This is a genomic window from Bacillus vallismortis (genome assembly GCF_040784915.1).
Taxonomy (GTDB): Bacteria; Bacillota; Bacilli; order Bacillales; family Bacillaceae; genus Bacillus; species Bacillus subtilis_G.
In genome coordinates this window covers 3427203-3452480 of the sequence record NZ_CP160797.1, presented here as the reverse complement: position 1 = coordinate 3452480, position 25278 = coordinate 3427203, and the positions used below count along the sequence as shown (strand labels likewise).

The following is a 25278-nucleotide window of genomic DNA, read 5'->3' as shown; positions in this document are numbered from 1 at the left end:
ATTTAAATGAAAGAAACAAAGCGGTTTTATCATTAGGAATCTTAATAGTTATCATCATGTAAATATATTTTACTTAAACCTAGTATTCCGGTAAAGTTCAATTAGATGCAATTTTCGATCAGTTTATAACTTTGTGAGGTGGATACGTTGCAACTTCAGGTAATGAACAGTCCGTTTAATCAGGAGCAGGCAGAGCTCCTTAACCGTCTTCTGCCAACTTTGACCGAATCTCAGAAAATCTGGCTGAGCGGATATTTATCCGCGCAATCCGTTCCCGCCCAAGAAACCGCGGGGGCCCCTGCGGCTATTGTGTCTGAAGAAGCGGCGGCACCGGTCGTTTCAAAAGAAGTGACCGTTCTTTATGGTTCACAGACGGGAAACGCACAGGGGCTTGCAGAAAATGCCGGCAAGCAGCTTGAGGAGCGCGGTTTTCAAGTCACTGTCTCATCCATGAGCGATTTTAAGCCGAATCAGCTGAAGAAAATCAACAATCTTTTGATCGTCGTCAGCACGCATGGTGAAGGCGAGCCGCCTGATAACGCGCTGTCGTTTCATGAATTTTTGCATGGAAGACGGGCGCCTAAGCTTGAAGACCTTCGTTTTTCAGTTTTGGCGCTTGGTGACAGCTCGTACGAATTTTTCTGCCAGACAGGGAAGGAATTTGATCAGCGCTTAGAAGAAATCGGCGGCAAACGAATTTCTCCGCGCGTTGATTGCGATCTTGACTATGATGAGCCGGCAGCTGAATGGCTTGAGGGTGTATTTGAGGGCTTAAGTGAAGCCGGGGGCGGAAGCGCCGCACCTGCGCAAGGAGCAGCTTCGCCTCAAATCGGTGAGTCTTCTTACTCCAGAACAAACCCGTTTCGGGCTGAAGTGTTAGAAAATTTAAATTTGAACGGCCGAGGATCAAATAAAGAAACACGCCATGTCGAGCTGTCTCTGGAAGGATCTGGCCTGACTTATGAGCCTGGTGACAGCCTCGGCGTCTATCCGGAAAACGATCCGGAGCTTGTTGAGCTGCTGCTTAAGGAAATGAATTGGGACCCCGAAGAAATTGTGACCCTTAATAAGCAAGGTGATGTACGCCCGCTTAAAGAAGCGCTGATTTCTCACTATGAAATCACTGTTCTCACAAAACCGCTTCTTGAACAGGCTGCCCAGCTGTCAGGGAGCGATGAGCTTAGAGAGCTTTTAGCCCCGGGAAATGAGGGGAACGTAAAAGCATATCTTGAAGGACGCGATTTGCTTGATCTCGTTCGTGATTATGGCCCGTTCAGCGTATCGGCGCAGGAGTTTGTTTCGATTCTGCGAAAAATGCCGGCCCGACTCTATTCAATCGCGAGCAGTTTATCCGCTAATCCGGATGAAGTACATGTAACGATCGGCGCAGTCCGCTACGATGCGCACGGCCGTGAACGAAAGGGCGTCTGCTCGATTTTATGCGCGGAGCGTCTGCAACCGGGAGACACACTGCCTGTTTATGTCCAGCATAATCAAAACTTTAAGCTTCCGAAAGATCCTGAAACACCGATTATCATGGTCGGCCCTGGGACAGGCGTCGCGCCGTTCCGTTCCTTTATGCAGGAGCGTGAGGAGACGGGAGTGGAAGGCAAAGCATGGATGTTTTTTGGCGATCAGCATTTTGTCACGGATTTCCTTTATCAGACAGAGTGGCAGAATTGGATCAAAGACGGTGTGCTGACAAAAATGGATGTGGCGTTCTCACGTGATACGGAAGAAAAAGTATATGTGCAGCACCGCATGCTTGAACAGAGTGCAGAATTGTTCGAATGGCTTCAAGAAGGCGCGGCTGTTTACATTTGCGGTGATGAAAAACACATGGCGCATGACGTCCATCACACATTACTTGACATTATCGAGAAAGAAGGCAATATGAGCCGCGAAGAAGCAGAAGCTTATCTTGCCGATATGCAGCAGCAAAAACGCTATCAGCGTGATGTATACTGATTTGACTTGAAAGGAGTTTTTCAACATGGTGACCAAAATCTTAAAAGCACCGGACGGCTCTCCAAGTGATGTTGAACGCATTAAAGAAGAAAGTGATTATTTGCGCGGCACACTGAAAGAAGTGATGCTGGACCGGATCAGTGCCGGAATTCCGGATGATGACAACCGCCTGATGAAACACCACGGCAGTTATTTGCAGGATGACCGTGACCTCCGCAATGAACGCCAAAAGCAAAAACTTGAACCGGCCTATCAGTTCATGCTGCGCGTACGTATGCCAGGAGGCGTCTCAACACCTGAACAATGGCTTGTCATGGATGACCTTTCCCAGAAATACGGGAACGGCACATTAAAACTGACGACACGTGAAACATTCCAAATGCACGGAATTCTGAAATGGAACATGAAGAAAACCATTCAGACGATCCACTCAGCTCTTTTGGATACGATCGCAGCCTGCGGAGACGTAAACCGCAACGTGATGTGCGCATCGAACCCTTATCAGTCTGAAATCCACTCAGAGGTATACGAGTGGTCTAAAAAATTAAGTGACGATCTGCTGCCGCGGACGAGAGCTTATCATGAAATCTGGCTTGATGAGGAAAAAGTGGCCGGCACGCCTGAGGAAGAAGTCGAGCCAATGTACGGCCCGCTCTATCTGCCGCGGAAATTTAAAATCGGTATTGCCGTCCCGCCATCTAATGATATAGACGTCTTTTCACAAGATCTCGGATTCATTGCGATTGTCGAAGATGGCGAACTGATCGGTTTTAACGTGGCAATCGGCGGCGGTATGGGAATGACGCATGGCGACACAGCGACATATCCGCAATTAGCCAAGGTGATCGGGTTCTGCCGTCCTGAGCAAATGTATGACGTTGCTGAAAAAACGATTACGATTCAGCGTGATTACGGAAACCGTTCTGTCCGCAAAAATGCGCGGTTCAAATACACCGTTGACCGCCTCGGTTTAGAAACTGTAAAAGAAGAATTGGAAAACCGTCTCGGCTGGAGCTTGAAAGAAGCAAAGGCGTATCATTTCGATCATAACGGCGACCGCTACGGCTGGGTGGAAGGCATTGAGGATAAATGGCATTTTACGCTGTTTGTCGAAGGCGGCCGTGTGACGGATTACGATCATTATAAACTGATGACAGGCTTGCGGGAAATCGCCAAAGTTCATACAGGCGAGTTCCGTCTGACATCCAATCAGAACTTGATTATTGCGAACGTTTCAAGCGACAAAAAAGATGAAATCAGTGCATTAATTGAGCAATATGGCTTAACTGACGGCAAGCACCATTCAGCGCTCCGCCGCAGCTCTATGGCGTGTGTGTCGCTTCCGACCTGCGGATTGGCAATGGCTGAAGCAGAGCGTTATTTGCCGACCCTTTTAGATAAGGTTGAAAAGATCATTGACGAAAACGGCCTTCGTGATCAGGAAATCACCATTCGCATGACCGGGTGCCCGAACGGCTGTGCACGCCATGCACTCGGTGAGATTGGATTTATCGGAAAGGCGCCGGGCAAATATAATATGTATCTTGGTGCTGCATTTGATGGTAGCCGTTTAAGCAAAATGTACCGTGAAAACATCGGTGAAGAAGACATTTTAAGCGAGCTGCGCGTACTTCTTTCACGTTATGCGAAAGAACGCGAGGAAGGCGAGCACTTCGGTGACTTTGTCATTCGCGCAGGCATCATTAAAGCAACAACTGACGGCACGAATTTTCATAACTGATAAAGAAAGACGAGAGGCAGGGGTAGCTCCCTGTCTCTTTTTGCCTGAAATTTGCCCTGCTACAAAAAAATTCACTATGAGCGTATCGTGAGAAATAATACCCTAAAAAGGGTATTATAAAAGAAAACAAGTGTGGAGGAAACTCGTGCCAACATCACATATCGGATGCAATGCCGTCCCAGCCTCAGCCTCTTTTAGACAAGCAGATCCATCGACTATCTCAGACGAAGGAGGTCATGTATTTGGACATATTTTTAGTTGTTCTCGTTTTATTAACGATTATTGCGATATCCAATATCGTGAACCGGTTTATTCCGTTTATTCCCGTGCCTCTGATTCAGGTGGCGCTTGGGATTTTTGCGGCCTCATTTCCACAGGGGCTTCATTTTGAATTAAACACCGAATTGTTTTTTGTTCTGTTTATCGCGCCTCTTCTATTTAATGATGGGAAGAGAACGCCGCGGGCGGAGCTTTGGAATTTACGCGCTCCGATTTTATTGCTCGCACTCGGCCTTGTATTTGCGACTGTGATTGTAGGTGGATACACGATTCACTGGATGATTCCTGCTATTCCGCTGGCAGCGGCTTTTGGACTTGCGGCCATTCTTTCACCGACTGATGTCGTCGCTGTCAGCGCATTATCAGGAAGAGTGAAAATGCCAAAAGGCATTCTTCGCCTGCTTGAAGGGGAGGGGCTGATGAATGACGCATCAGGTCTGGTGGCCTTTAAGTTTGCGATTGCGGCAGCAGTGACCGGTGCATTTTCATTAGCACAAGCGGCTGTCAGCTTTGTCTTTATTTCTCTTGGAGGCTTGCTGTGCGGGGTTGTCATTTCGTTCTTCATTATTCGATTCCGCCTCTTCCTGCGCCGTCTTGGCATGCAGGATGTCACAATGCATATGCTGATTCAAATTCTGACGCCGTTTGTGATTTATTTGGCAGCGGAAGAAATCGCCGTTTCCGGCATTTTAGCCGTTGTGGCGGGTGGAATCACCCATGCGGTTGAACAGGATCGTCTGGAATCAACGATGGCCAAACTGCAAATCGTCTCCTCGAGTACATGGAACATTATTTTATTTATTTTGAACGGTCTGGTCTTCGTTATTCTCGGAGCACAGATTCCGGACGTCATTTCCGTTATCTTTAATGACACCGCAGTTAGCAACATGAAGGTAATCAGTTATATCCTTGTGATCACATTTACGCTAATGCTCCTCAGATTTCTATGGGTGCTGTTCTTCTGGAACGGAAAATGGTTCTTTAATAAGGACCAGAACATTTATAAACCGGGTCTTCGTTCGACGCTGTTACTTTCGATTTCCGGTGTGCGCGGAGCTGTAACGCTTGCGGGCTCTTTCTCCATTCCGTATTTTCTGGAGGATGGCACACCGTTTCCGGAAAGAAATCTAATTCTCTTTTTGGCAGCCGGCGTCATTTTATGCACACTTGTCATTGCCGCCGTTGTGCTTCCCCTTCTGACTGAAAAGGAAGAAGAAGACGAAAAACGAAATAAAAAGCTGCTGACGGCGAGACGCAAATTGATTAAAACAGCTCTCCAAACGATTAAAGAGGACATGAACGATACAAACAAAACAGCCTCTCTTGCGGTGATAGGCGAATACAACGAAAAGATGAAAAACCTTCGTTTTCAGCAATATACTTCATCTAATCGTATCAAAAAACAAGAGCGAAAAGTCCGGGCGCAAGCCATTATCGCTGAGCATGAGGCATTGATGAAAATGCTGGAACGGGGAGACATCCCGGAAGAAACAGTAAACGTACTGCAAGAACGGTTTAATGAATTAGAAATTTTGTATGGCAACCCATTTAAAGTCGGATTATCAAAAACAAGGCTCAAGCGGCTGATGTATTGGATTTTCTTCGATGAACATAAAAAGCCGGAGCTGCCGATTTTAAATGAAGCGGGATTGATACAGGCAACGAGAGTGAAAACGGCAAAAGCAGCAATTGAATATCTGGAAAAACATAAGACGGAAGAACATAAAGAAGTGTTTTTATCTGTCATTACGTTTTATAAACAGTTAATTTTCAGGCTGGAACACAGTCATCATGAGCTGAAATCAAGCGCCCAATTTGAAACTCAGAAGCTGGAAGTGAAGCTGAAGGCTGTGCAGGCGATCAGAAATGAAATTCAAACGCTCTTCGAAAAGCGAGAAATTTCTCGGGACATCTCCCATGAACTTCGCCAATACATTAATGATGTGGAAGCCGCCATGCTTGAAGGCGGCGAATAGATGCAGCAAAAAAGCTGGCGTTAGAGCGCCAGCTTTTTTCTATATTAGGGACGATGGAATTCGACAGTGCTGCCATCCCGGTCGAACCAGCCTCTGAAGGCCCAGTTGATCCAGCCGCCATCACCTTTGTTTGTAAAGGTTCCGTCTTCAAATACCCAAATGCCGTACGTAATGCCGTCGTAAACGGCTGAGCCGTAAAATTGCACACCGTTTAAGTGATCTTCATATTCCTGGCTTAAATTAAATACCATGACGTTGTATTTTTGGCCGGACGCGTAGAAGGAAGACTCCATGAGGTTTTTCACAAATCCATCTCGGTTCTGTGCGGATTTAATGGCATCGGCGATTTGGTTGGCAATTCCAAGTACATCCAGGTTGACGTTTAAACCTACCTCAGCGGCAGATGTTCCGGCTGTTGTTGCCTGGGAAATCTGCGCACCGGGATTTTCTTCAGCCGAAGCAAAGGACAAAGGGGCAATGGTCAAAGCGGCACCTAACGCAAGTGTCATCGGGATACGCATACGTTTCAATTTGGTTCCTCCTTTGTTTTGATTTGGTGACACTAATCGCATACCCTGCTTATTCCATTTATAATCTCAATATTGTTAAAATAGGAAAATAATAGTGTCACGCTTTGCCCTGCTGTGAAAAAAGAAGCAAAAAGCGGCTCTTAAGCGTATTATTGGTATCGCCTAAGAGGAGTGTGAGATAATATAGACGCTTACATTTCAGTGAAAGGGTGGATGTTCAAGTGCCAACAAGTTTAAAAGATACTGTAAAACTACATAACGGAGTTGAAATGCCTTGGTTCGGTCTTGGTGTTTTTAAAGTAGAAAACGGAAGTGAAGCGACTGAATCTGTGAAAGCTGCCATTAAAAACGGCTATCGCAGCATTGATACAGCAGCAATCTACAAAAATGAAGAAGGCGTTGGCATCGGGATTAAAGAATCCGGTGTGGCAAGAGAAGAGCTCTTCATTACCTCCAAAGTATGGAATGAAGATCAAGGCTACGAAACAACCCTTGCTGCCTTTGAAAAAAGCTTGGAAAGACTTCAGCTTGATTACTTAGATTTATATTTGATCCACTGGCCTGGCAAGGATAAATATAAAGATACATGGCGCGCGCTTGAAAAGCTGTACAAAGACGGCAAAATCCGCGCAATCGGCGTCAGCAACTTCCAAGTTCATCATTTAGAAGAGCTGTTGAAAGATGCTGAAATCAAACCGATGATCAACCAAGTGGAATATCACCCTCGTTTGACGCAAAAAGAATTAAGAGACTATTGTAAAAAACAAGGCATCCAGCTGGAAGCATGGTCTCCCCTCATGCAGGGACAGCTGCTGGATAACGAAGTGCTCGCACAGATTGCTGAAAAACACAATAAATCTGTGGCTCAAGTGATTTTGCGCTGGGATCTGCAGAATGAGGTTGTCACGATTCCAAAATCCATTAAAGAACACCGTATCATCGAAAACGCTGATATTTTTGATTTCGAATTGTCTCAAGAAGACATGGACAAAATTGACGCGTTAAACAAAGATGAGCGCGTCGGTCCAAATCCTGATGAGCTTCTGTTTTAATAAAAAACTCCCCGTGACGGGGAGTTTTTTAGTGTGGTTTTTTCTGTTGAATGAAAAACAGCATCAAAAAGGAAATGACAACAATACAGACGACCCAGGCCCAGGCAAGGGCATTGTTCCCGGAATCCAATGCGACATAAATGGCCGTCGGCAGTGTTTGCGTAACACTGGGAATGTTTCCTGCAAACATCAGTGTTGCGCCGAATTCTCCGAGCGCCCGTGCAAGGCTGAGGATGCTTCCGGTCAGCAATGAAGGATAGGCGAGCGGGATGGAAATATGGATAAACACCTTCCATCTGCTGGCGCCGTCTACCATTGCAGCCCCCTGTATATCGGGATCAATGTCAGCAAATCCAGTTTTGGCGGATTGATACATAAGCGGAAAGGCCACGACAGCCGAGGCGATCACAGCGGCCCACCAGGTGAAAATGACAGGCTGATGAAAGATCCACTCGATGGCTTGTCCGATGAAACTGTGCTTTCCGAAAATGACGATCAAGATAAAACCGACAACAGTGGGCGGAAGAACGAGCGGAAGCATAAAACATGTTTCGAGCGCCGTTTTTCCGAAAAATGATGCCCGTGACATCCGTGCTCCAGCCAGTGTTCCGAGAATAATGACAACAATTCCGGCAACTGCCGCCACCTGAAAGGAAAGCACAACAGGTGTAAAAAACGCTGAAACGCTTATGCTACTCGGCGGTAAAACCATATTTTTCAAATACTTTCATTGCTTCATCAGATTGCAGGTAATCGTAAAATTCCTTCGCTTCCTTACGGTGTTTTGTATCGTTTACAATTCCTAATGGATAGACAATCGGGCTGTGTGTATTTGCTTTTGCCTCGTCAATGATTTTGACCTTTTTCGAGATCAGAGCATCAGTTTTATAAACAACGCCTGCGTCCACATTGCCTGTTTCTACATAAGAAAGGACTTGGCGAACGTCTTTTCCGTAAACGATCTTATCCTTCACATTGTCCCATAGAGAAAGCTTTGTCAGTGATTCTTTCCCGTAAGCTCCCGCCGGCACGGATTCCGGCGTTCCGAGGGCGATTTTTTCTGAATCCGCCAGATTGCTGAAGCTTGTCACAGGTGAATCGCCGTTTTTCGGCACGGCCAACACGATTTCATTGCCGACTAAATCGGTGCTGTCTTTTTTGGCGATATCCCCATCATCTACCAGCTTTTGAAATTTATCCTCAGCAGCTGAGAAGAAAAGATCTGCCCCCGCTCCTTGAGAAATCTGTTTTTGCAAGGCGCCGGATGAGCCATAGTTATCTTGGATTTTAATGTTTTGATGTTCTTTTTCGTAGTTTTGTTGGATTTCCTCAAGGGCATCCTGTGCACTGGCGGCAGCTGAGATGGTTAACGTTACATTTTTCTCGCTATCCGATGAAGACTGGTTTGCGGAGCAGCCTGCTGTAAGCAGAATAGCGGTTAAGGCTGCTGTTAACATGGAATACTTTTTAAACATGATTGCACCCCTTATAATTAGTTATATCTAATTATAACTGATTATGTTTGGCTTATGTGGGTTTTTTTACATTCGACGAAAAGGTATAATAAAATAGGAGAGTGATGATGATGAATGAAACCTCTTCCTATACGATAGAAGAAGTTGCAGGTCTGCTGAAGGTATCAAAGCTGACCGTTTATGATTTGATTAAAAAAGGCGTGCTGCCTGCTTACCGTGTCGGAAGGCAGATGCGTGTGGATGAAGAAGATTTAAAGCAATATAAGATGAATATGAGAATGTCGCAGCCCATTTCTGCTGCCGAAGAGCCGAATCAGATGCAGGAGGCTGAGCCGGACTGCAGAAAAAATGTCATGATCAGCGGACAGGACATTTCGATGGATCTGCTCAGCAAGCATTTGGAGAATGTGATTCAGGAGACGCCGCTCCGTAAATACAAAGGAAGCTTAAACAGCTTGATTGATATGTATCAAGGCAAGTGTGACATTGTCAGCTTGCATTTGTATGATGCGGAAACCAGCCAGTATAATGCGCCTTATGTAAAACGGATTTTGTCAGGTGAACCGTTTTGTCTGATCAATGTCGTTCTCCGCAAAGCCGGACTGTATGTTCAAAAAGGGAATCCGAAAAACATTCAAGGCTGGGATGACTTAAGAAGGGCAGATATCCGGATCATCAACAGAGAAAAGGGTTCTGGCGCAAGAGTGCTGCTTGATGAACAGCTTGGCTTGCTCGGTGTGAAACCGGCTGATGTAAAAGGATACGGCGATATCGTGACCGATCATTACGCTGTCGCTTCACAAGTCTCAAGCGGACAGGCTGACGCGGGAATCGGGGCGCAGCACGCGGCACATATGGGCAGTGTTGATTTTATCCCGCTCATCGACGAACAATATGATATCGTCGTTTTGAAAAAACATGAGCAGCTGCTGAAGGCCGTGAAGGACATCTTGAATGCTGAGGAATACAAGGCGAATCTGTCTCATTTGAACGGCTATCAAACAAAACTCACCGGCAAAGTGATGTTGGAAACGTAAAAAATCCCTCAAAGAGGGATTTTTTTATTGAGTAAACCTGAGCAGGTCTCCGTTTAAAATTTTATCAGAGAGAGACAGCTCTTCGGTTGCTTTTTCTTTATATGGGAGGCACGCATCCTGATCTTCCAGCACGTCCCCTGTTTTTTGGCTGTAGCACGTGTTTTTCGTGTATACATAGTCGTTCGTAATAAAACTGCCGTTTCGCAGCACGGTGAATGGAGTGCGGTCGTTTGACAGCAAATCATTGCCAAATTGGATATCGCCTTTTGTCTCAATGCCGAGCAGATGCATCAGTGTCGGCTTGACGTCGACCTGCCCTCCGGCATCAGGGATGATTTCCGGCTTTTGATCTGTGATTCCCGGAATATGTATGATAAACGGCACTCGCTGGAGCTGAACGTTGTCATACGGCGTGATTTCATCTTTTCCTAAAAACTCGGCCATCGCCTCGTTATGGGCTTCAGAAATGCCATAATGATCTCCCATGAATACAATCATCGAATTTTCGTATAAGCCTTCGTCCTTCAGCTTTTTGATAAAACGCTTCAATGCCTCATCTTCATAGCGCACCGTAGTCACATAGCGGTTTAACAGGTCGCTGCTTGAATCGTATTCATCAATCAGCTGATCCTTTTCATCAATTTCAAACGGAAAATGGTTCGTTAACGTGATGAAACTGCTGTAAAACGGCTGCGGCAGGCTATTGAGCTTGCCGGCGGACTGCTCTAAAAATTCCTTATCCTTTAGGCCCCAGCTTGTCGATGTCCCGGGAGTGACGTGGAAATCATCAACATCAAAAAAGCGGTCAATCCCAAATGTATCGTACATCACATCTCGGTTCCAAAATGTTTTATGGTTGGCGTGAAAGACGGCTGAATAATAATCATATTGTTTCAGCGATTTGTACATCGTATGAAATTGATGATCGCTTTTCGTAAAAAAGACGGCCCCGCTAAGGGAGGGATACAGTGAGTTGGCGACGATGAATTCTGAGTCAGATGTTTTGCCTTGTTCTGTTTGCTGATAGAAATGATCGAAAGAATAGCTTTTTTGGATGAAATCATTCATAAACGGGGTGATTTCTTTTCCATTTACCTTTTCATTCAGAACAAAGCTTTGGGTCGATTCAAGCGTTACAAAGATGACGTTGCGCCCCTTTGCCAGCCCGAACTTGCTTTGATCAGGCTTGCTGTAATCAGCCTCTGTATAGTTTTTAATCGCAGTCATGCTGTCTTCATCGGCAAATGCCTTCGCGCTTATATTCACAGTCTGAGAAATCGTATCGTATATATGGAACTGAAACAGACCGATGCTTTTGACGAGCATTTCCCGGTCAAAGGAATGTGCCAAAAGCTTCGGCTGCTGTACTTCTGCAAGTGCCAGAGTACATAGAATCATGCCGCAGGAAGCTGCATAGTACCGTTTAATCGTGCGGGGGGCGGCTTTTGTCTGCGGGTTCTTCTCTTTACGGGCAATCAGCAGCAGACAAACCAAATCCGCAAACAGGGCGATAAACAGAGGGTTGAACAGTTCTTTTACACTGCTGCCCATATCGCTCATGTTACTGGCCTGAAACAAAACCGGAATGGTAATAAAATCGATATAAAAGCCGTAAAAAATCGTATTGGAGATCAAGATGACAGTCAGAACCAAATTGGCAATCAGCAAAAAAACCCGCTGCTTGTTATCTTTTAGAAACAGGCCAATCCCGAATAAAGGAAGGATAAAGCTGAGCGGATTGATCAGCAGTATCAGCTCCTCCGACAGAGAATCAATCTGCAAATCAAACCCGATTTTATAGATTACATACGTTTTGATCCACATGAATACGATCGAAATACATAAAAACCGCTGATTGTGAAAAAGGGTTCCTTTCATTAATATGACTCCTCACGTTTTCTTGATCATCTGCATGAAATGCTTCTTATGTAAAACCTACTAAAAATAGCCCGTTCAGACAAGTGTCAGCACTCACGTTTAAAACATGCGTCCATGAAACAGCATATAAAAGTAGTAACATGATGCAATTGTCAGGCCGGCTAACACAAGCTGCTCAGAAAAACTGCCTGTCTTCATATAAAATGGGAGCCTTACGCGAATCGTTGAAGGGAATAATAATTTAATTCCATTCACCGTCCAAGCGTCAAGAATCAAGTGACTCGCCATTCCGATCATCAGTCCGGTTGATATGTTTTTATCTGGAATATATGTGGCAGTGATAAAAAACATGATGAGCAGAAACAGCAGGCTGTGCGTAAACGTCCGATGGCCAAAAACGGAGCTGACGACTTTCGATAGGATAGGAAATCTTCTCCCGATTTTGCTTTGCGTGTGGCAGATATCGGGAATCAATGCCCCAACCGCGCCGGACGCTGTCATAAGCACAGGATCAAATCCATAATAATAAGCCGCTGCCGTACAAGAAGCGATGCCTCCCATGATGTGTGTTTTTCCTGTCATTTCTCGCTTCTCCTTTTATCTTTTGCAAAAATGTCTGAATTACAAATATATCAAGAGAATGTATGTTTGATCAACAGGACTTTGGACGATAAAAAATTTTTCGCATAATTTTTCAAGGAAAAAGGCATCTTAATCGTGTACCTATTTTCTAAAAGAGGTGATACGAATGGATTTCTTTAATAAAGATAAAGGAAAACGTTCTGAAAAAGAAAAAAACGTAATCCAGGGAGCTCTTGAAGATGCCGGTTCAGCTCTAAAAGATGATCCGCTTCAAGAAGCTGTGCAAAAAAAGAAAAACAATCGATAACCCATGCGGATAGGGCTTGGCTCTATCCGTATTTCCATCTGTTCCCTTTGACAGATCATCCTTTCTTTGATAACCTTCTGGGAGTAACTGAATTATTAAATCCTCACTCTTTCTCAGTGAGGTAGAGGTTGCGCGGATGATGAGTAGCACATGCCAGGCTGACAGGGGCTGTTTAACATGTGTAAAAGGCATCAGCGCCGAAGTGTGGAGAAAGCCGATCCTTCTCTATGCTGGGACTGTATCTGAATAAGTGCAGGACTGCCGCGTGCTTTTTCGCGGAGGGCTATCCGGAGATCAAGGGTGTGTGTTTCTTTAAGCATGGACTTTTGTTCAGGCTTTTTTGCGTTTACATGATCTCGGGGTCTGGTCCGTACAAAGAATCATGGAGGTACTGGAATGGAACAGACGAAAAAATGGGGTTTTTGGTTATTAACGGCGTTTGTCGTTGGAAATATGGTAGGATCGGGAATTTTCTCCTTGCCAAGCTCGCTTGCTTCAATCGCGAGTCCGCTTGGCGCCACGTCCGCTTGGCTTTTGACAGGTGCCGGCGTGCTGATGATTGCACTTGTCTTCGGGCATTTGTCCATCCGCAAGCCTGAACTGAAGGCGGGACCGCAAAGTTATGCAAGGGCGCTGTTCTCTGATCCGAAGAAAGGGAACGCTGCCGGTTTCACAATGGTGTGGGGCTACTGGGTGGCGAGCTGGATCAGTAACGTGGCGATTATCACAAGCCTCGCCGGTTACTTGACTTCGTTTTTCCCGATCTTGGTTGATAAACGTGAAATGTTTTCGCTCGGCGGGCAAGAGGTGACACTCGGCCAATTGCTGACGTTTGCAGTATGTACGATCTTGTTATGGGGCACGCACACGATTCTCGTTACTAGCATTAACGGTGCAAGTAAATTGAACTTTGTCACGACGCTTTCTAAAGTACTAGGTTTTGTTTTCTTTATCGTTGCCGGATTGTTTGTGTTTCAAACGGCATTATTCGATCATTTTTATTTTCCGGTTCAAGGAGAAAACGGCACAAGCATTGGAATTGGCGGCCAGGTGCATAACGCGGCGATTTCTACACTGTGGGCGTTTGTCGGAATTGAATCAGCAGTTATCCTATCCGGCCGTGCGCGCTCTCAGCGTGATGTGAAACGCGCGACAATTACCGGATTGCTGATTGCTTTGAGCATTTATATTATCGTGACTTTAATTACGATGGGTGTTCTGCCGCATGATAAGCTTGTCGGCTCTGAAAAGCCGTTCGTTGATGTGCTGTATGCGATTGTCGGAAACGCGGGAAGCGTGATTATGGCGCTATTGGCTATCCTTTGTTTATTCGGAACGATGCTCGGCTGGATTTTGCTTGGCTCTGAGGTTCCATATCAAGCCGCTAAAGCGGGAGATTTTCCGGCATTCTTTGCAAAAACGAATAAAAAGGGAAGTCCGATTATCGCATTAATGATTACAAACGTCATGTCACAGGTCTTCATCTTCTCGGTTATTTCCCGGACAATAAGTGACGCATTTACGTTTTTAACGACAGCGGCAACACTTGCGTATTTAATTCCGTATTTGGTATCTGCGATTTACAGCTTGAAGCTTGTCATCAAAGGTGAAACGTATGACCAGCTGAGAGGTTCCCGTGTAAAAGACGGATTAATCGCGATATTAGCGTGCGCATACTCATTGTTTGTCATCATAACAGGCACAGCGGATTTAACGACATTTACTCTCGGCATCGGTTTATTCTTTGTCGGCTTGATCGTTTATCCATTTGTTGTTAAAAAGTTCCGGAAAGCATAAACAAAAGACACCTGATTAGTTTCCATCAGGTGTCTTTTTTATAAAATCACAATTTGCCGTGTTAGCAATCCGATCGTTAAAACAGCTGAAAGGAAAGCAGAAATAGAAAGAAAAACCTTCACGGATAATCGAATATGCAAAAAGCGTTTTTTCAGCCTTTCCAGCAAACCAAACAGAACGAGCACTAAGATAAATACAAGAAGCACACTAGAAAAAGGTTTTCCGATATAGAGCCCGTTAAAAAAACTGATCGCGATGATGATGCAGCTAAATATGAATTGCGCAAGAAAATATCCGATGTGGTTCAAAATGAGCCGCTCCTTATAGATGTGCAAAAGAGCCGCGGGCAGGCGGCTCTTTTGTTTATTTTGTTAAGCTTTCCGTAATAAACTTCAGCTGGCCTTCTAATGAAATCGGATCAGAGAAATAGAAGCCAATAGGGTCAATCTTGTAGACACGGTCGTGTTTAACGGCGTCTAGGTTCTTCCAAATGGAGCTGTCAAATACGCCGCCATCGTCGCCGCCTGCTTGCCATGGACCCGCGAAAATATAATCTCCCGCGAAGTCAGGGAGCTTCTCTAATGAAATACTTGTATATCCGGGACCCTGATCAATGGCTTTTTCCTTTGTCAGCTTTGTAGCCTGCAAGCCAAGATCTTTGTAAATGATGCTTCCGCCTCTTCCGAAATCTTTACCGAATACGTAGATGTCTTTTCCATTCGTTTGCATAATGGAGACTGTTTTGTCACCCACAGCTTTTTTGATTTTTGTTTTAGCCGCCGCAACTTTTTTATCCCACTCAGTCAGCCATTTTTCTGCTTTATCTTCAGTTCCTGTCATTTTTGCGAATTCTTTCAGCTGCTCGATATTGTCAAGCTTATCGTATGTTACCGCGACAGTCGGCGCGATTTTTTGAAGCTTTTTAATATCAGCGCCTTGCGTTGTCCAGACGATAATCAAGTCAGGATTCAAATCAATGACTTTTTCAACGGAAGTACCGTCTCCGATGCTTGTAACGCCGTCGGTTTTTCCTTTGTAATAAGGGTTTTTAAATACATTCTCAGGCGCACCGACGACGTTGATGCCGAGTGTTTTGAAGTAGCCGTAGTAGCCGTCAGCCATGACAACCACCCGTTTAGGATGCTTAGGGATTTTCACATTTCCGTTTTCAGCCTTGTATGTAACGGTTTCTTCGTCTTTGGAATCAGAGGAAGAGCCTTTGCTTTCTGTGTTATTCCCGCAGGCTGCCAATGCTGCAATCAATAACACGGCAAAAAACGCGGCTCCGAGTTTCTTATATATAAGGGTCATATCTCATACCTTCTTTCCGAAAAATGGGTGATAAAGAGAATCATTATCAATGTGATTATACCATCGCAAGAGCCAGTTTACACGGTAATTTTGCAATTATATGCTCATTTTTGTTCAAAACGCTCTATTACAACAGCGGAAAAAAATGATATACTTGATCAGTAATTGATAATCATTATCATTATGGGAAAGGAAGTACGGCTGTTGAGTCAAAGTAAAAATATACAGACGATATCAGAAGAAAACCAATGGACGTCAAGGTCATTTGGCGCGGTCATTGTCCTTATTGCAGGGATGTGTTTACTATGCCTTGGCGCGCTTTTATCCATATCTCTCGGTGCTGCGGATATTCATTTGCGCACGGTGTGGGACGCCATCTTTCATTTTCAGCCGACAGAGACGTCCCACCAAATCATACACGATCTTCGACTGCCGAGAACGGCTGCCGCCGCGCTTGTCGGTGCCTTGTTAGCAGTGTCGGGAGCGATCATGCAGGGGATGACGAGAAACCCTTTGGCAGAGCCTTCGATTATGGGAGTTACATCAGGCTCTGCGTTTGCCATTTCAATTGCATTTGCCTTTTTCCCCGGGCTTTCGACGATGGGGCTTGTGCTATGGTCCTTTGCAGGAGCGGGGCTGGGGGCATCAACAGTAATGGGGATTGGCATGTTTTCAAGGGGCGGACTTACGCCAGTAAAGTTTGCTCTGGCTGGATCAGCAGTTTCTTATTTCTTTACAGGCATTTCAACCGCCGTTGCAATCCGCTTTGATGTCGCTCAGGATATCAGTTTTTGGTATGCAGGCGGGGTAGCGGGTGTGAAATGGTCAGGTGTTCATCTCTTGCTTCTCGCAGGGGCGGTCGGTTTAACGCTTGCGTTTATCATCGCCCGGTCTGTGACAGTGTTAAGTCTCGGAGACGAGCTGGCGAAAGGGCTTGGACAATATACATCAGCGGTGAAACTGGTTGGCATGCTTGTCGTTGTGATTTTGACGGGAGCTGCGGTTTCCATTGCCGGCACCATCGCATTTATCGGGCTGATCATTCCGCATATTACCCGGTTTTTGGTGGGTGTGGATTATCGGTGGATTATTCCTTGCTCGGCGGTGCTTGGCGCCGTTTTGCTAGTTTTTGCTGACATTGCGGCAAGACTCGTCAACGCGCCCTTTGAAACGCCTGTCGGCGCGCTGACCTCTCTTATCGGTGTTCCCTTTTTCTTTTATTTGGCACGTCGGGAAAGGAGAGGGCTGTAATGAAAACAAAAACGAAAAAACCGCTCGCTGTGATGGTTGTGACCTTTCTGCTCATCGTGCTGGTCTTTTTTATCAGTTTAAATTTGGGCGTCATCAAAATTGCACCGCTTAAAACGCTTCAAGTCTTTTTCGGTCAAGGAACGGCGCGTGATGAACTTGTCTTATTTGAGTTCAGGCTGCCCCGGATCATCCTTTCTTTGCTCGTTGGGGCAGGAATCGCTGTTGCCGGCGCCATTTTGCAAAGCGTTTCTCAAAATGATCTGGCTGAGCCCGGCATTCTTGGAATTAACGCCGGCGGCTCGCTTGCTGTTGTGCTTTTTATATACTTTTTTCAAGGGTCAGCTTCAGATCTCAGCTTTTTCGGAACATTTATGCTGCCGTTCAGTGCTTTGGCTGGCGCATTTCTCGCCGCGCTTCTCATTTATCTTCTGGCTTGGAAAAAAGGCGTGACACCGATTCGGCTGATTTTAGTAGGTATTGGCGTGAATGCTGGTTTTAACGCTCTGTTGCTGATTTTTCAGCTCAAGATGGACCCTCATGATTTTATGCAGGCCGCGGTTTGGATATCCGGCTCGATATGGGGGGCGAACTGGAATATGATTTGGGCGATCCTTCCTTGGATTGTGATCTTGCTTCCGTTTACTTTATATAAGGCACGTTATTTGAACATTTTGCAGCTCGGAGACCAATTAGCGACGGGGCTGGGCACTGCTGTTGAAAGGGAAAGACGGATTCTCCTTCTGGCGGCGGTCACTCTTGCCGCTTCATGCGTGGCAGCTGCAGGGGGCATCGCGTTTCTCGGATTGATTGCGCCCCACGTGGCAAGAAGGCTTACCGGTCCGCGTCACCAGACGCTGATACCGGTCTCCGCCTTCATCGGCGCATTTCTGTTTTTGCTCGCTGATACGCTGGCGAGAAATGTATTGGCACCTTCGGAAATTCCGGTCGGACTTGTCATTTCCGTGCTAGGCGCGCCTTACTTTATTTATTTATTGATGAAAGCGAATTAGAGGAGGGGGCCGAATATGAATTCATTATCAACGGAACAGCTTGGAATCGGTTATGGTGACACGGTGATTGTAGAAGATTTAAATATCTCGATTCCTAAAGGGAAAATCACCACCTTAATTGGCCCGAATGGCTGCGGGAAATCAACAATATTAAAAACAATGTCCAGAATTATGCGTTCACATAAAGGTGCCGTCTATTTAAACGGCAAAGCCATTCATAAAATGTCTACAAAAGACATTGCGAAAGATATGGCGATTCTGCCGCAGACACCTGAAGCGCCAAGCGGTTTAACGGTGTATGAATTGGTGTCGTACGGCAGGTTTCCGCATCAATCAGGATTCGGCCGATTACATGATGAAGATCGCCGGATTATCAAATGGGCGCTTGAAGAAACAGGCATGGTTGAATACGCTGAACGGCCGATTGAGGCAATGTCAGGCGGACAGCGTCAGCGCGTGTGGATAGCCATGGCGCTTGCGCAAGGGACGGAACTGCTGCTGCTGGATGAACCTACAACGTACCTTGATCTCGCACACCAGCTTGAAATTCTGCAGCTGCTTGACAGGCTCAACAAAGAACAGGGGCGGACGATTTTAATGGTCATTCATGATCTGAACCACGCGGCCCGTTTTTCTCATTATATGATCGCGCTCAAAAACGGCACGGTTATCAAGGAGGGCGGCGCACTGGAGGTCATGACACCGGACATTTTGAAGCAGGTATTTCAGATTGATGCCGAAATCGTGACCGATCCCCGTACAAATAAACCTGTATGCTTGACCTATGACCTGATTAAAAATGAAAAAGCGCTTATTTCTGTGTAAGAAAAATCCCGGTTCAGAGCCGGGATTTTTTATTTTCAGCCGTGAAAATACAATTTTTCTATTTGATTCCTTCATTTCAATAAAAAGATTGCAAGTCTTTTTGAATTAATAGATAATATTGGTTATAATGTTTCGAAAATATTACATAGTTTACAGAAAGAGGAGATCGGTGTGTCCAAGAAGAAAAAATGGCTTATTGGCGGTGCGATATGTGCCGGTGTGCTTGTATTAGCTGGGATCGGCGCCGGCGGTGTTTACTTTTTTACCCACATCAACCAAGTTGCCGTATCGTCGGAGCCCTATGCAGAATCGGTAGCGGTATACATGGGAGGAGAGTCAGAATCAGGCCAAACGTTTTCTGGAAAGGTTGAACCTGAGAAGCAGCAGAAAGTATATATCGATTCTGAAAAAGGCAGCATTAAAAAAACATACGTCAAAGAAGGCGATCAGGTCAAAAAGGGCGATAAGCTTTTTGAGTATGAGGGCGAGGATCATTCTGACGAAGTTGAACAAGCCAATTTGCAAATCGAAATGACAAACCTGCAAATCAGCCGCTTGCAAAAATCAATAACGGAAACGGAAAAACAGCTGAAAACGGCTGGAAAAGAAGAGAAATCACAGCTTCAAGATGAGCTTGATCAGGCCAATTTCGATTTGAAAACAAGCCAGCTTGAGCTGAAGCAGCATCAAAAAGAGCTGGCTGCCCTGACGAAAAACAAAGGTTCCAATGTCATAACAAGCAAGCATGACGGGATCGTTCAAAGCGTCAATCAGGATATCGCCGCCGGAGCAACGGGCGACCAGGCAGCAGGACCGTATATCCAGATTGTTTCGACGGGCAAATACCTAGTCAAAAGCCAAATCAACGAGCTGTTAATGGACACAATCAAAAAAGGCAGCAAAGTCAGAGTCACGCTGAAAACAGGCGGTGAAGGCGAGTGGAAAGGAAAGGTCACTTCGATCGGCAAGCTTCCAGCGGGAACAGGCGAGGGTGAGGAATCAGAAAGTTTTGCTGAAGAAGAAATGAACCCTCAATCCTCTAACTATCCTTTCACCGTTTTATTAGACAGCCATAAAGGTCTCGAAGTCGGCTATCATGTCAACATCGAAGTGATGAGTGATGAGGCTGACGCGGACACGATTAAGCTGCCTTCCGACATGGTCATTCAGGATGACGGAGAACCGTACGTGTGGAAAGCGGATGAGAAGCAGAAAGCGGTCAAGCAGCCTGTTGAAATCGGAGAGACTGATGAAAATGACATGGTGGAAATTAAGAGCGGCTTGACGCCGGAAGATTATGTGATCTATCCTGATCCCGCGGTCAAGGAAGGAAAGCAGGTTACAGTCAATGCTGACATTGAATAATATTTCGAAATCGTACAAGCTGGGAAAAGAAGAAGTTCCGATCTTAAAACATATTAATCTGACGGTCCAAGCTGGTGAGTTTCTAGCTATTATGGGGCCTTCCGGTTCTGGAAAGTCAACGCTAATGAATATCATCGGCTGTTTGGATAGGCCAACCTCCGGAACCTATACGCTTGATCAGATAGATATATTGAAAGGGAAAGACGGTGCCTTAGCCGAAATCCGCAACGAGTCAATCGGGTTTGTGTTTCAAACCTTTCATTTGCTGCCGCGTCTCACCGCACTGCAAAATGTCGAGCTGCCGATGATCTACAATAAAGTGAAGAAAAAAGAGAGAAGGCAGAGAGCCTATGAAGCGCTGGAAAAGGTCGGGCTGAAAAACAGGGTCTCCTACAAGCCTCCGAAGCTGTCCGGCGGGCAAAAGCAGCGGGTGGCGATAGCGAGAGCCCTAGTCAATCAGCCGAGGTTTATTTTAGCTGATGAACCGACCGGGGCGCTTGATACCAAATCAAGCGAACAAATTTTGTCGCTGTTTTCTGAATTGCATCAAGAAGGCAAGACCATTATTATGATTACCCATGACCCGGACGTTGCAAAAAAAGCTGACAGAACCGTTTTTATCAGAGATGGAGAATTGGTATTAGATGAGAGAGGGGATATCAGCCATGCTTGAACATATTCGAATCTCCTTTCAATCGATTTTCTCTCATAAACTTAGATCCATTCTGACAATGCTCGGTGTCATTATCGGCATAGCGGCAATTATCGCGATTGTATCGATGCTGAAGGGGCAAAGCGAACAATTAAAGCAAAGCATGATCGGCATGGGAAATAACGCGATCAATGTTGTCTACCAGCCGTCGGGCGGAGAAGAGGAGGGCGGCGGCTATCAGGTTTCGTATACGACTGCACCGCCTGTAGCTGACGAAACAGTAAAGGCGATTAAATCTGATCCTATGGTCAAAGGATTATCCTTATATTACTTGTCTGAAGGCGCGAGCGTCTTTCATTTGACAAACGTTTCGTACCCTCAGGTATACGGAGTTGACGGTGACTACTTTGATATGTTCCCAATCCGTATAACCGAAGGGAGAAAGCTGGCGGAAAACGAATTGAACAGCACACACCAAGTGGCGATGATCAATGAAGCTGCCAGAGATGAACTGTTTCCAGACGGAGACGCTCTGCATAAAAGCATTGAGATGAATGGTGTGCCGTTTAAGGTCGCCGGTGTTTTCACAGAAAAAAAACAGCAGGAAAGCATGTTTGAAGGCGACTATGCGAACCCGGTTTTGTACATTCCGAAAAAAGTGTGGCCGCTCATTGAAGGATTTGACGCGCCGACACAGATTGCTGTGCAGGCTGATTCTTCTGAGCATATCCAAGAAGCCGGCGTAATGGCTGCTGATCTTTTAAACCAAGGACTGTCAGATGCTGAGTTGGAAAAAGCAGAGTATAGTGTGATGGATCTTCAGGAGATCGCGCAGGAAGTGGAGTCCTTTAATCAGTCATTTGCATTGCTGCTTGGCGGAATCGCCAGTATTTCACTTTTGGTCGGCGGTATCGGCGTCATGAACATCATGCTCGTTTCCGTCACGGAGCGCACGAGGGAAATCGGGATTAAGAAAGCGCTCGGTGCTAAGCGGCTTGTGATTTTATTTCAATTTTTAACTGAGGCGGTCGTGCTGACAAGCATTGGCGGCATACTTGGTGTGCTGGCGGGCTTCGGCATCGCTAAGCTGCTGACGGTCGTTTTTCCAATGCCTTTTATCGTCTCCGTTCCGGCTGTTGTCGGGGCACTCATCTTTTCAATGGCAGTCGGCATTATCTTCGGCTTGCTTCCTTCCATCAAGGCATCTAAGCTTCAGCCTGTAGACGCGCTGCGCTATGAATAAAAAGAACGCATCCATTTGGAATGCGTTCTTTTTTTTAGGTGGGAAGGGCCGAATTGCATTTGTCTAAAATCAGAAAAACGGCTGCGACAATCATTTCTTCTGTGGTGGACAGCCAGATGTCGCTGATCATTTCGTCTGTCGTATGAGCAGTCATCCACAAAAACAGCAGCTGTACGATGCCGGCTAGAAGAATGAATAAGTGTTTGTCTGTCTTGAAAAATGTAAAGCTATGTATCATCAGGCGTTCAAATGGTTCTAAGAATAGGCCGAGGACAAGAAATAACAGGGCAAAAAGCAGGACGTGAGCCGCTGAGCGGTAGCTCGTTCCTGCTATGGAAAACAATATATAGATGACGGCAAAATAGGTCAACACCACTGCCGCCGCGGCCAAAAAGTATTTTATAGAGAGCCGCAATAATCGATTTGAAGACATTTGATGTTTCACTGGTTCATCTCCTTATAAAGGCCTGCAGAGAACGAGCGCTCTCTGCAGGCCGGCAGTTTTTTATTTACTGCATTTCTTTTTCACAACCGGATGTTTTTCTTTTGAAAGGATATCGGTAAAGTCTTTGCCTAATTCAAGATGCTGTTGAACAAGTGTCTCAGGAAGCATGGCAAGCCATTGGTTTAAAGATATATCGGCATAATGGTCGTCTTTGAAGATCTCTAAAAAGACTAGCGGTTCATCTCCAGTGTTTTCAACGTAATGCCCCATTGCAAACGGAACATATCCAACATCACCGGCTTGGTAGTCGAACGTTCTCGCATGGCCGTCAGATGCAAAAACGGTCATTCTTGCTTGGCCGGAGATGTAGTATTGCCATTCGTGCGTATTCGGATGCCAGTGCAGCTCTCTCATGGCGCCGGGTTCCACTGTTACGAGAGCGGATGCGATCGTTTTAGACACTTTGAAGTTTGTTGAATCTGCAATGTATACTTTTCCTCCCTCTGATTCAATTGGCTCTTGCTCAAGAAGACGATGGGTAAACGGATAAGGCGCTTCACCGTTCGGCCCTTCTACAATGTCATCTTTCAAATTTCCTGGGACAGGCTCTTCAAATATATATTTCTCTTCGCCTGGCAAATTGGCAATATCTTCTTTTGTTACGCCAAAGTTCGCAGCAATGACTTCCATAGGTGTATGGGCAAGCCAATCTGTCAGCTGGAACGTGCTGTTTTCAGAGAATGATCCATCGTCAAACACGAGCAGGAACTCAGCTCCTTCATCCAGCGCTTGAATAGAGTGCGGCAGGCCTGACGGGAAGTACCAAAGATCTCCTTCGCCTATATCATCAATAAAGCTGCGCCCTTGCTCATCCACAATCGTGACTCTTGCACGTCCGTAAATCATATAAGCCCATTCTGCTTCCTTATGCCAATGCAGCTCGCGAATGGCGCCAGGTTTCAGCCGCATATTGACAGATGCGAGGTTTTCTGAAATCGGCAGCTCACGTACGGTGACTTCACGGGCATATCCGCCTTTTTCTAATCGGTTGTGAGTATCAGAGAACGAAAACTTCATATTGCTTACGGTACCATGATCAGTCTCCGGCGGAACGAGCATATCAGGATTTTGGCGGTCTCTTTCAATATTGCGCGGGATTTTTACTGTTGCTCCTTTGTCTCCTCTGATTGGCTGCGGAATGTCGTTTTGTTTTTTCATGAAATGTTCCTCCCTTAATTTAAATGCGATAGCAGAAAGAGAAGGTGAAAGGCCTTTCGTTTTCCCTTCTGTCTTGTTAAGTGAAAAAAACCAGTGAAAAGTCAACTTCGATTGAAAATTAATTTTTTGCTTTCTGATCTTTTAGTTCTGTCATCAGTTCGATAAGCTGATCAAACTTTTTCTCAAATCGGGTCAGCAGATACATTGCAATCAGTGCAGGGAATCCCAGATTGCCGATCTGTTTTACGACTTCCTCTATAAAAACCTGATCCATGGAAAACACCTCCCTTCTTTTTTTGAAGTCATGTATGTAAGTGAAGGAAATCCAAGAAAATGTAAACTCGCGGCTGGCGTATTTAAGACAAGCGCTAGTCAGAAAGTAGTAGTTTACTTTTTTTTGTTTTCCTTCATTTAATTTAGTAGGGAGGCGGTTTGATGGACTATCAAGGTCTTTTGCGATCAAAATGTAAGGAGATAATGAAGCATCCCATCGTGAAGCATTTTTTGAGCAATCCTCAGCATTACCGTTTGTTCAAAAACGTAATGGAAAGCCCGAACGAAAAAGATGCAAAATCATTGGACGAGCAATTTAAACAATTTTATAAGGAAATCCGCATCGTCAAGTATATGAATTCAATGATTCGCATCTTTTCTATTGATTTTGATAAGCGGGTTCGCAAAAACCAAAAACGGTATCCGCTGACGGTCGATCATCCGGAAACGGGAGATCGGCTTCCTTCCGAAACAGGAAGCGATGCGTTTGAAGCATTTTTAGATATGCAGGATGACTTGAGCCAGCATGTTCATGATTATCAGCTCTACCAAGCGATCCAGAAGCTGACTGACAAACAAAAAAGCGTGCTGACGAAAGTCTATCTTCACGGTGCCACGATGCAAGAGATTGCCGATTCATTAGGGGAGTCACGGCAAAACATCTCCAACATTCATAAAAAAGGGCTTGAGAATATCAGAAAACAGCTAGCGGCTCAAAAAAAGGGGGAAAGTAAGCTGTGAACGGCGAGTTTGAACAAAAGAACCAAAAAGACGATAAATTTGACATTGAACATCTGATTGAATGCTTTTCACCGATGATCAGAAAAAAACTCAGCAATACGTCCTTTCAAGAAAGAGAAGATTTAGAGCAAGAGCTGAAGATCAAAATGTTTGAAAAGGCTGATATGCTTTTGTGCCAGGATGTTCCGGGGTTTTGGGAGTTTATTTTGTATATGGTAGACGAGAACTCATAACCATTTATCATCTGAAAATACGAGAAACGGGAACTGCCACGTTCCCGTTTTTTATTTGTCCTGTCAGGGGAAGACGACTCCTATTCAAA

25 protein-coding genes and 1 riboswitch are annotated in these 25278 nt (G+C 45.4%); of the genes, 15 read left to right on the top strand and 10 right to left on the bottom strand.

The window, feature by feature from the left end; all coding sequences use genetic code 11:
• The first annotated feature begins 147 nt into the window (after positions 1-147).
• The 3 genes from ABZM97_RS17290 (at position 148) to ABZM97_RS17280 (ending at position 5964) form a co-directional block, all read left to right on the top strand.
• On the top strand, positions 148-1968 hold the full coding sequence (locus ABZM97_RS17290; protein ID WP_087991131.1) for an assimilatory sulfite reductase (NADPH) flavoprotein subunit: 1821 nt from the start codon (positions 148-150) through the stop codon (positions 1966-1968).
• A gap of 25 nt (positions 1969-1993) precedes the next feature.
• Complete coding sequence (cysI, locus tag ABZM97_RS17285) at positions 1994-3709, top strand: assimilatory sulfite reductase (NADPH) hemoprotein subunit (RefSeq protein ID WP_367387013.1); 1716 nt, start codon at positions 1994-1996, stop codon at positions 3707-3709.
• A gap of 242 nt (positions 3710-3951) precedes the next feature.
• A complete protein-coding gene (locus ABZM97_RS17280) occupies positions 3952-5964 on the top strand; it encodes a Na+/H+ antiporter (protein ID WP_367387012.1) in 2013 nt (670 codons plus the stop codon).
• A 44-nt stretch (positions 5965-6008) separates the two neighbouring features.
• Here the strand turns inward: ABZM97_RS17280 and yvgO are convergent, their stop codons facing one another.
• Positions 6009-6494, bottom strand: coding sequence for a stress response protein YvgO (gene yvgO, locus ABZM97_RS17275; RefSeq protein WP_087991128.1), 486 nt, complete (start codon positions 6492-6494; stop codon positions 6009-6011).
• 221 nt (positions 6495-6715) lie between these two features.
• On the opposite strand from yvgO, the gene pgoN reads away from it, so the two are divergent.
• The gene (gene pgoN / locus ABZM97_RS17270; RefSeq protein WP_087991127.1) at positions 6716-7546 is read left to right on the top strand and encodes a glyoxal/methylglyoxal reductase; all 831 of its coding nucleotides are present in this window, start codon (positions 6716-6718) and stop codon (positions 7544-7546) included.
• Between the two features lie 28 nt (positions 7547-7574).
• On the opposite strand, the gene modB is transcribed toward pgoN, so the two are convergent.
• Both modB and modA read right to left on the bottom strand, forming a co-directional pair.
• On the bottom strand, positions 7575-8267 hold the full coding sequence (gene modB, locus ABZM97_RS17265; RefSeq protein WP_367387011.1) for a molybdate ABC transporter permease subunit: 693 nt from the start codon (positions 8265-8267) through the stop codon (positions 7575-7577).
• The gene (modA, locus tag ABZM97_RS17260; protein ID WP_087991126.1) at positions 8239-9021 is read right to left on the bottom strand and encodes a molybdate ABC transporter substrate-binding protein; all 783 of its coding nucleotides are present in this window, start codon (positions 9019-9021) and stop codon (positions 8239-8241) included. The genes modB and modA overlap by 29 nt, the downstream gene beginning before the upstream one ends.
• Before the next feature lie 110 nt (positions 9022-9131).
• Between modA and ABZM97_RS17255 the strand changes: the two genes are divergently transcribed.
• The gene (locus ABZM97_RS17255; RefSeq protein ID WP_087991175.1) at positions 9132-10058 is read left to right on the top strand and encodes a substrate-binding domain-containing protein; all 927 of its coding nucleotides are present in this window, start codon (positions 9132-9134) and stop codon (positions 10056-10058) included.
• Between the two features lie 24 nt (positions 10059-10082).
• Here the strand turns inward: ABZM97_RS17255 and ABZM97_RS17250 are convergent, their stop codons facing one another.
• Entirely contained in the window at positions 10083-11936 is a 1854-nt protein-coding gene (locus ABZM97_RS17250) for an LTA synthase family protein (RefSeq protein WP_333516425.1), read from the bottom strand.
• 99 nt (positions 11937-12035) lie between these two features.
• Positions 12036-12518 carry a metal-dependent hydrolase gene (locus tag ABZM97_RS17245; protein WP_253268571.1) on the bottom strand — a complete coding sequence of 161 codons (483 nt, stop codon included), beginning with the start codon at positions 12516-12518 and terminating at the stop codon, positions 12036-12038.
• A 166-nt stretch (positions 12519-12684) separates the two neighbouring features.
• Here ABZM97_RS17245 and sspJ point away from each other — a divergent pair, with 166 nt between their 5' ends.
• A complete protein-coding gene (gene sspJ, locus ABZM97_RS17240) occupies positions 12685-12825 on the top strand; it encodes a small acid-soluble spore protein SspJ (protein ID WP_010330072.1) in 141 nt (46 codons plus the stop codon).
• 114 nt (positions 12826-12939) lie between these two features.
• A riboswitch (Lysine riboswitch) is annotated at positions 12940-13119 on the top strand.
• Positions 13120-13221: 102 nt separating this feature from the next.
• A complete protein-coding gene (locus ABZM97_RS17235; protein ID WP_202328040.1) occupies positions 13222-14622 on the top strand; it encodes an amino acid permease in 1401 nt (466 codons plus the stop codon).
• 38 nt (positions 14623-14660) lie between these two features.
• Here ABZM97_RS17235 and ABZM97_RS17230 read toward each other — a convergent pair whose 3' ends face one another.
• Both ABZM97_RS17230 and ABZM97_RS17225 read right to left on the bottom strand, forming a co-directional pair.
• Positions 14661-14930, bottom strand: coding sequence for a hypothetical protein (locus tag ABZM97_RS17230; RefSeq protein ID WP_176365275.1), 270 nt, complete (start codon positions 14928-14930; stop codon positions 14661-14663).
• Between the two features lie 55 nt (positions 14931-14985).
• A complete protein-coding gene (locus tag ABZM97_RS17225; protein WP_202328041.1) occupies positions 14986-15933 on the bottom strand; it encodes an iron-hydroxamate ABC transporter substrate-binding protein in 948 nt (315 codons plus the stop codon).
• 204 nt (positions 15934-16137) lie between these two features.
• Between ABZM97_RS17225 and ABZM97_RS17220 the strand changes: the two genes are divergently transcribed.
• The 6 genes from ABZM97_RS17220 to ABZM97_RS17195 all read left to right on the top strand — a co-directional run bounded on the left by ABZM97_RS17220 (position 16138) and on the right by ABZM97_RS17195 (position 22279).
• Positions 16138-17184 (top strand): iron ABC transporter permease, encoded by a 1047-nt coding sequence (locus ABZM97_RS17220; protein ID WP_087991122.1) that lies wholly within the window; start codon positions 16138-16140, stop codon positions 17182-17184.
• A complete protein-coding gene (locus tag ABZM97_RS17215) occupies positions 17184-18194 on the top strand; it encodes an iron ABC transporter permease (RefSeq protein WP_087991121.1) in 1011 nt (336 codons plus the stop codon). Before ABZM97_RS17220 ends, ABZM97_RS17215 begins: the two co-directional genes overlap by 1 nt.
• Positions 18195-18209: 15 nt before the next feature.
• Positions 18210-19019, top strand: a complete 810-nt coding sequence (locus ABZM97_RS17210) for an ABC transporter ATP-binding protein (RefSeq protein WP_367387010.1) — start codon at positions 18210-18212, stop codon at positions 19017-19019.
• A gap of 171 nt (positions 19020-19190) precedes the next feature.
• Positions 19191-20384, top strand: coding sequence for an efflux RND transporter periplasmic adaptor subunit (locus ABZM97_RS17205; protein WP_087991120.1), 1194 nt, complete (start codon positions 19191-19193; stop codon positions 20382-20384).
• Positions 20368-21057 carry an ABC transporter ATP-binding protein gene (locus ABZM97_RS17200; protein WP_087991119.1) on the top strand — a complete coding sequence of 230 codons (690 nt, stop codon included), beginning with the start codon at positions 20368-20370 and terminating at the stop codon, positions 21055-21057. The genes ABZM97_RS17205 and ABZM97_RS17200 overlap by 17 nt, the downstream gene beginning before the upstream one ends.
• The gene (locus ABZM97_RS17195) at positions 21050-22279 is read left to right on the top strand and encodes an ABC transporter permease (RefSeq protein ID WP_367387009.1); all 1230 of its coding nucleotides are present in this window, start codon (positions 21050-21052) and stop codon (positions 22277-22279) included. Before ABZM97_RS17200 ends, ABZM97_RS17195 begins: the two co-directional genes overlap by 8 nt.
• 34 nt (positions 22280-22313) lie before the next feature.
• Here ABZM97_RS17195 and ABZM97_RS17190 read toward each other — a convergent pair whose 3' ends face one another.
• The 3 genes from ABZM97_RS17190 to ABZM97_RS17180 all read right to left on the bottom strand — a co-directional run bounded on the left by ABZM97_RS17190 (position 22314) and on the right by ABZM97_RS17180 (position 24216).
• Positions 22314-22724 (bottom strand): regulatory YrvL family protein, encoded by a 411-nt coding sequence (locus ABZM97_RS17190; protein ID WP_087991117.1) that lies wholly within the window; start codon positions 22722-22724, stop codon positions 22314-22316.
• A 60-nt stretch (positions 22725-22784) separates the two neighbouring features.
• A complete protein-coding gene (oxdC, locus tag ABZM97_RS17185; protein WP_087991116.1) occupies positions 22785-23942 on the bottom strand; it encodes an oxalate decarboxylase in 1158 nt (385 codons plus the stop codon).
• A gap of 118 nt (positions 23943-24060) precedes the next feature.
• Positions 24061-24216, bottom strand: a complete 156-nt coding sequence (locus ABZM97_RS17180; protein WP_003221632.1) for a YvrJ family protein — start codon at positions 24214-24216, stop codon at positions 24061-24063.
• 203 nt (positions 24217-24419) lie between these two features.
• Here ABZM97_RS17180 and sigO point away from each other — a divergent pair, with 203 nt between their 5' ends.
• Both sigO and rsoA read left to right on the top strand, forming a co-directional pair.
• Positions 24420-24956: an RNA polymerase sigma factor SigO gene (gene sigO / locus ABZM97_RS17175; RefSeq protein WP_202328044.1), complete on the top strand. Its 537-nt coding sequence runs from the start codon at positions 24420-24422 to the stop codon at positions 24954-24956.
• The gene (rsoA, locus tag ABZM97_RS17170) at positions 24953-25189 is read left to right on the top strand and encodes a sigma-O factor regulator RsoA (protein WP_087991115.1); all 237 of its coding nucleotides are present in this window, start codon (positions 24953-24955) and stop codon (positions 25187-25189) included. Before sigO ends, rsoA begins: the two co-directional genes overlap by 4 nt.
• The last annotated feature ends 89 nt before the right edge of the window (positions 25190-25278 follow it).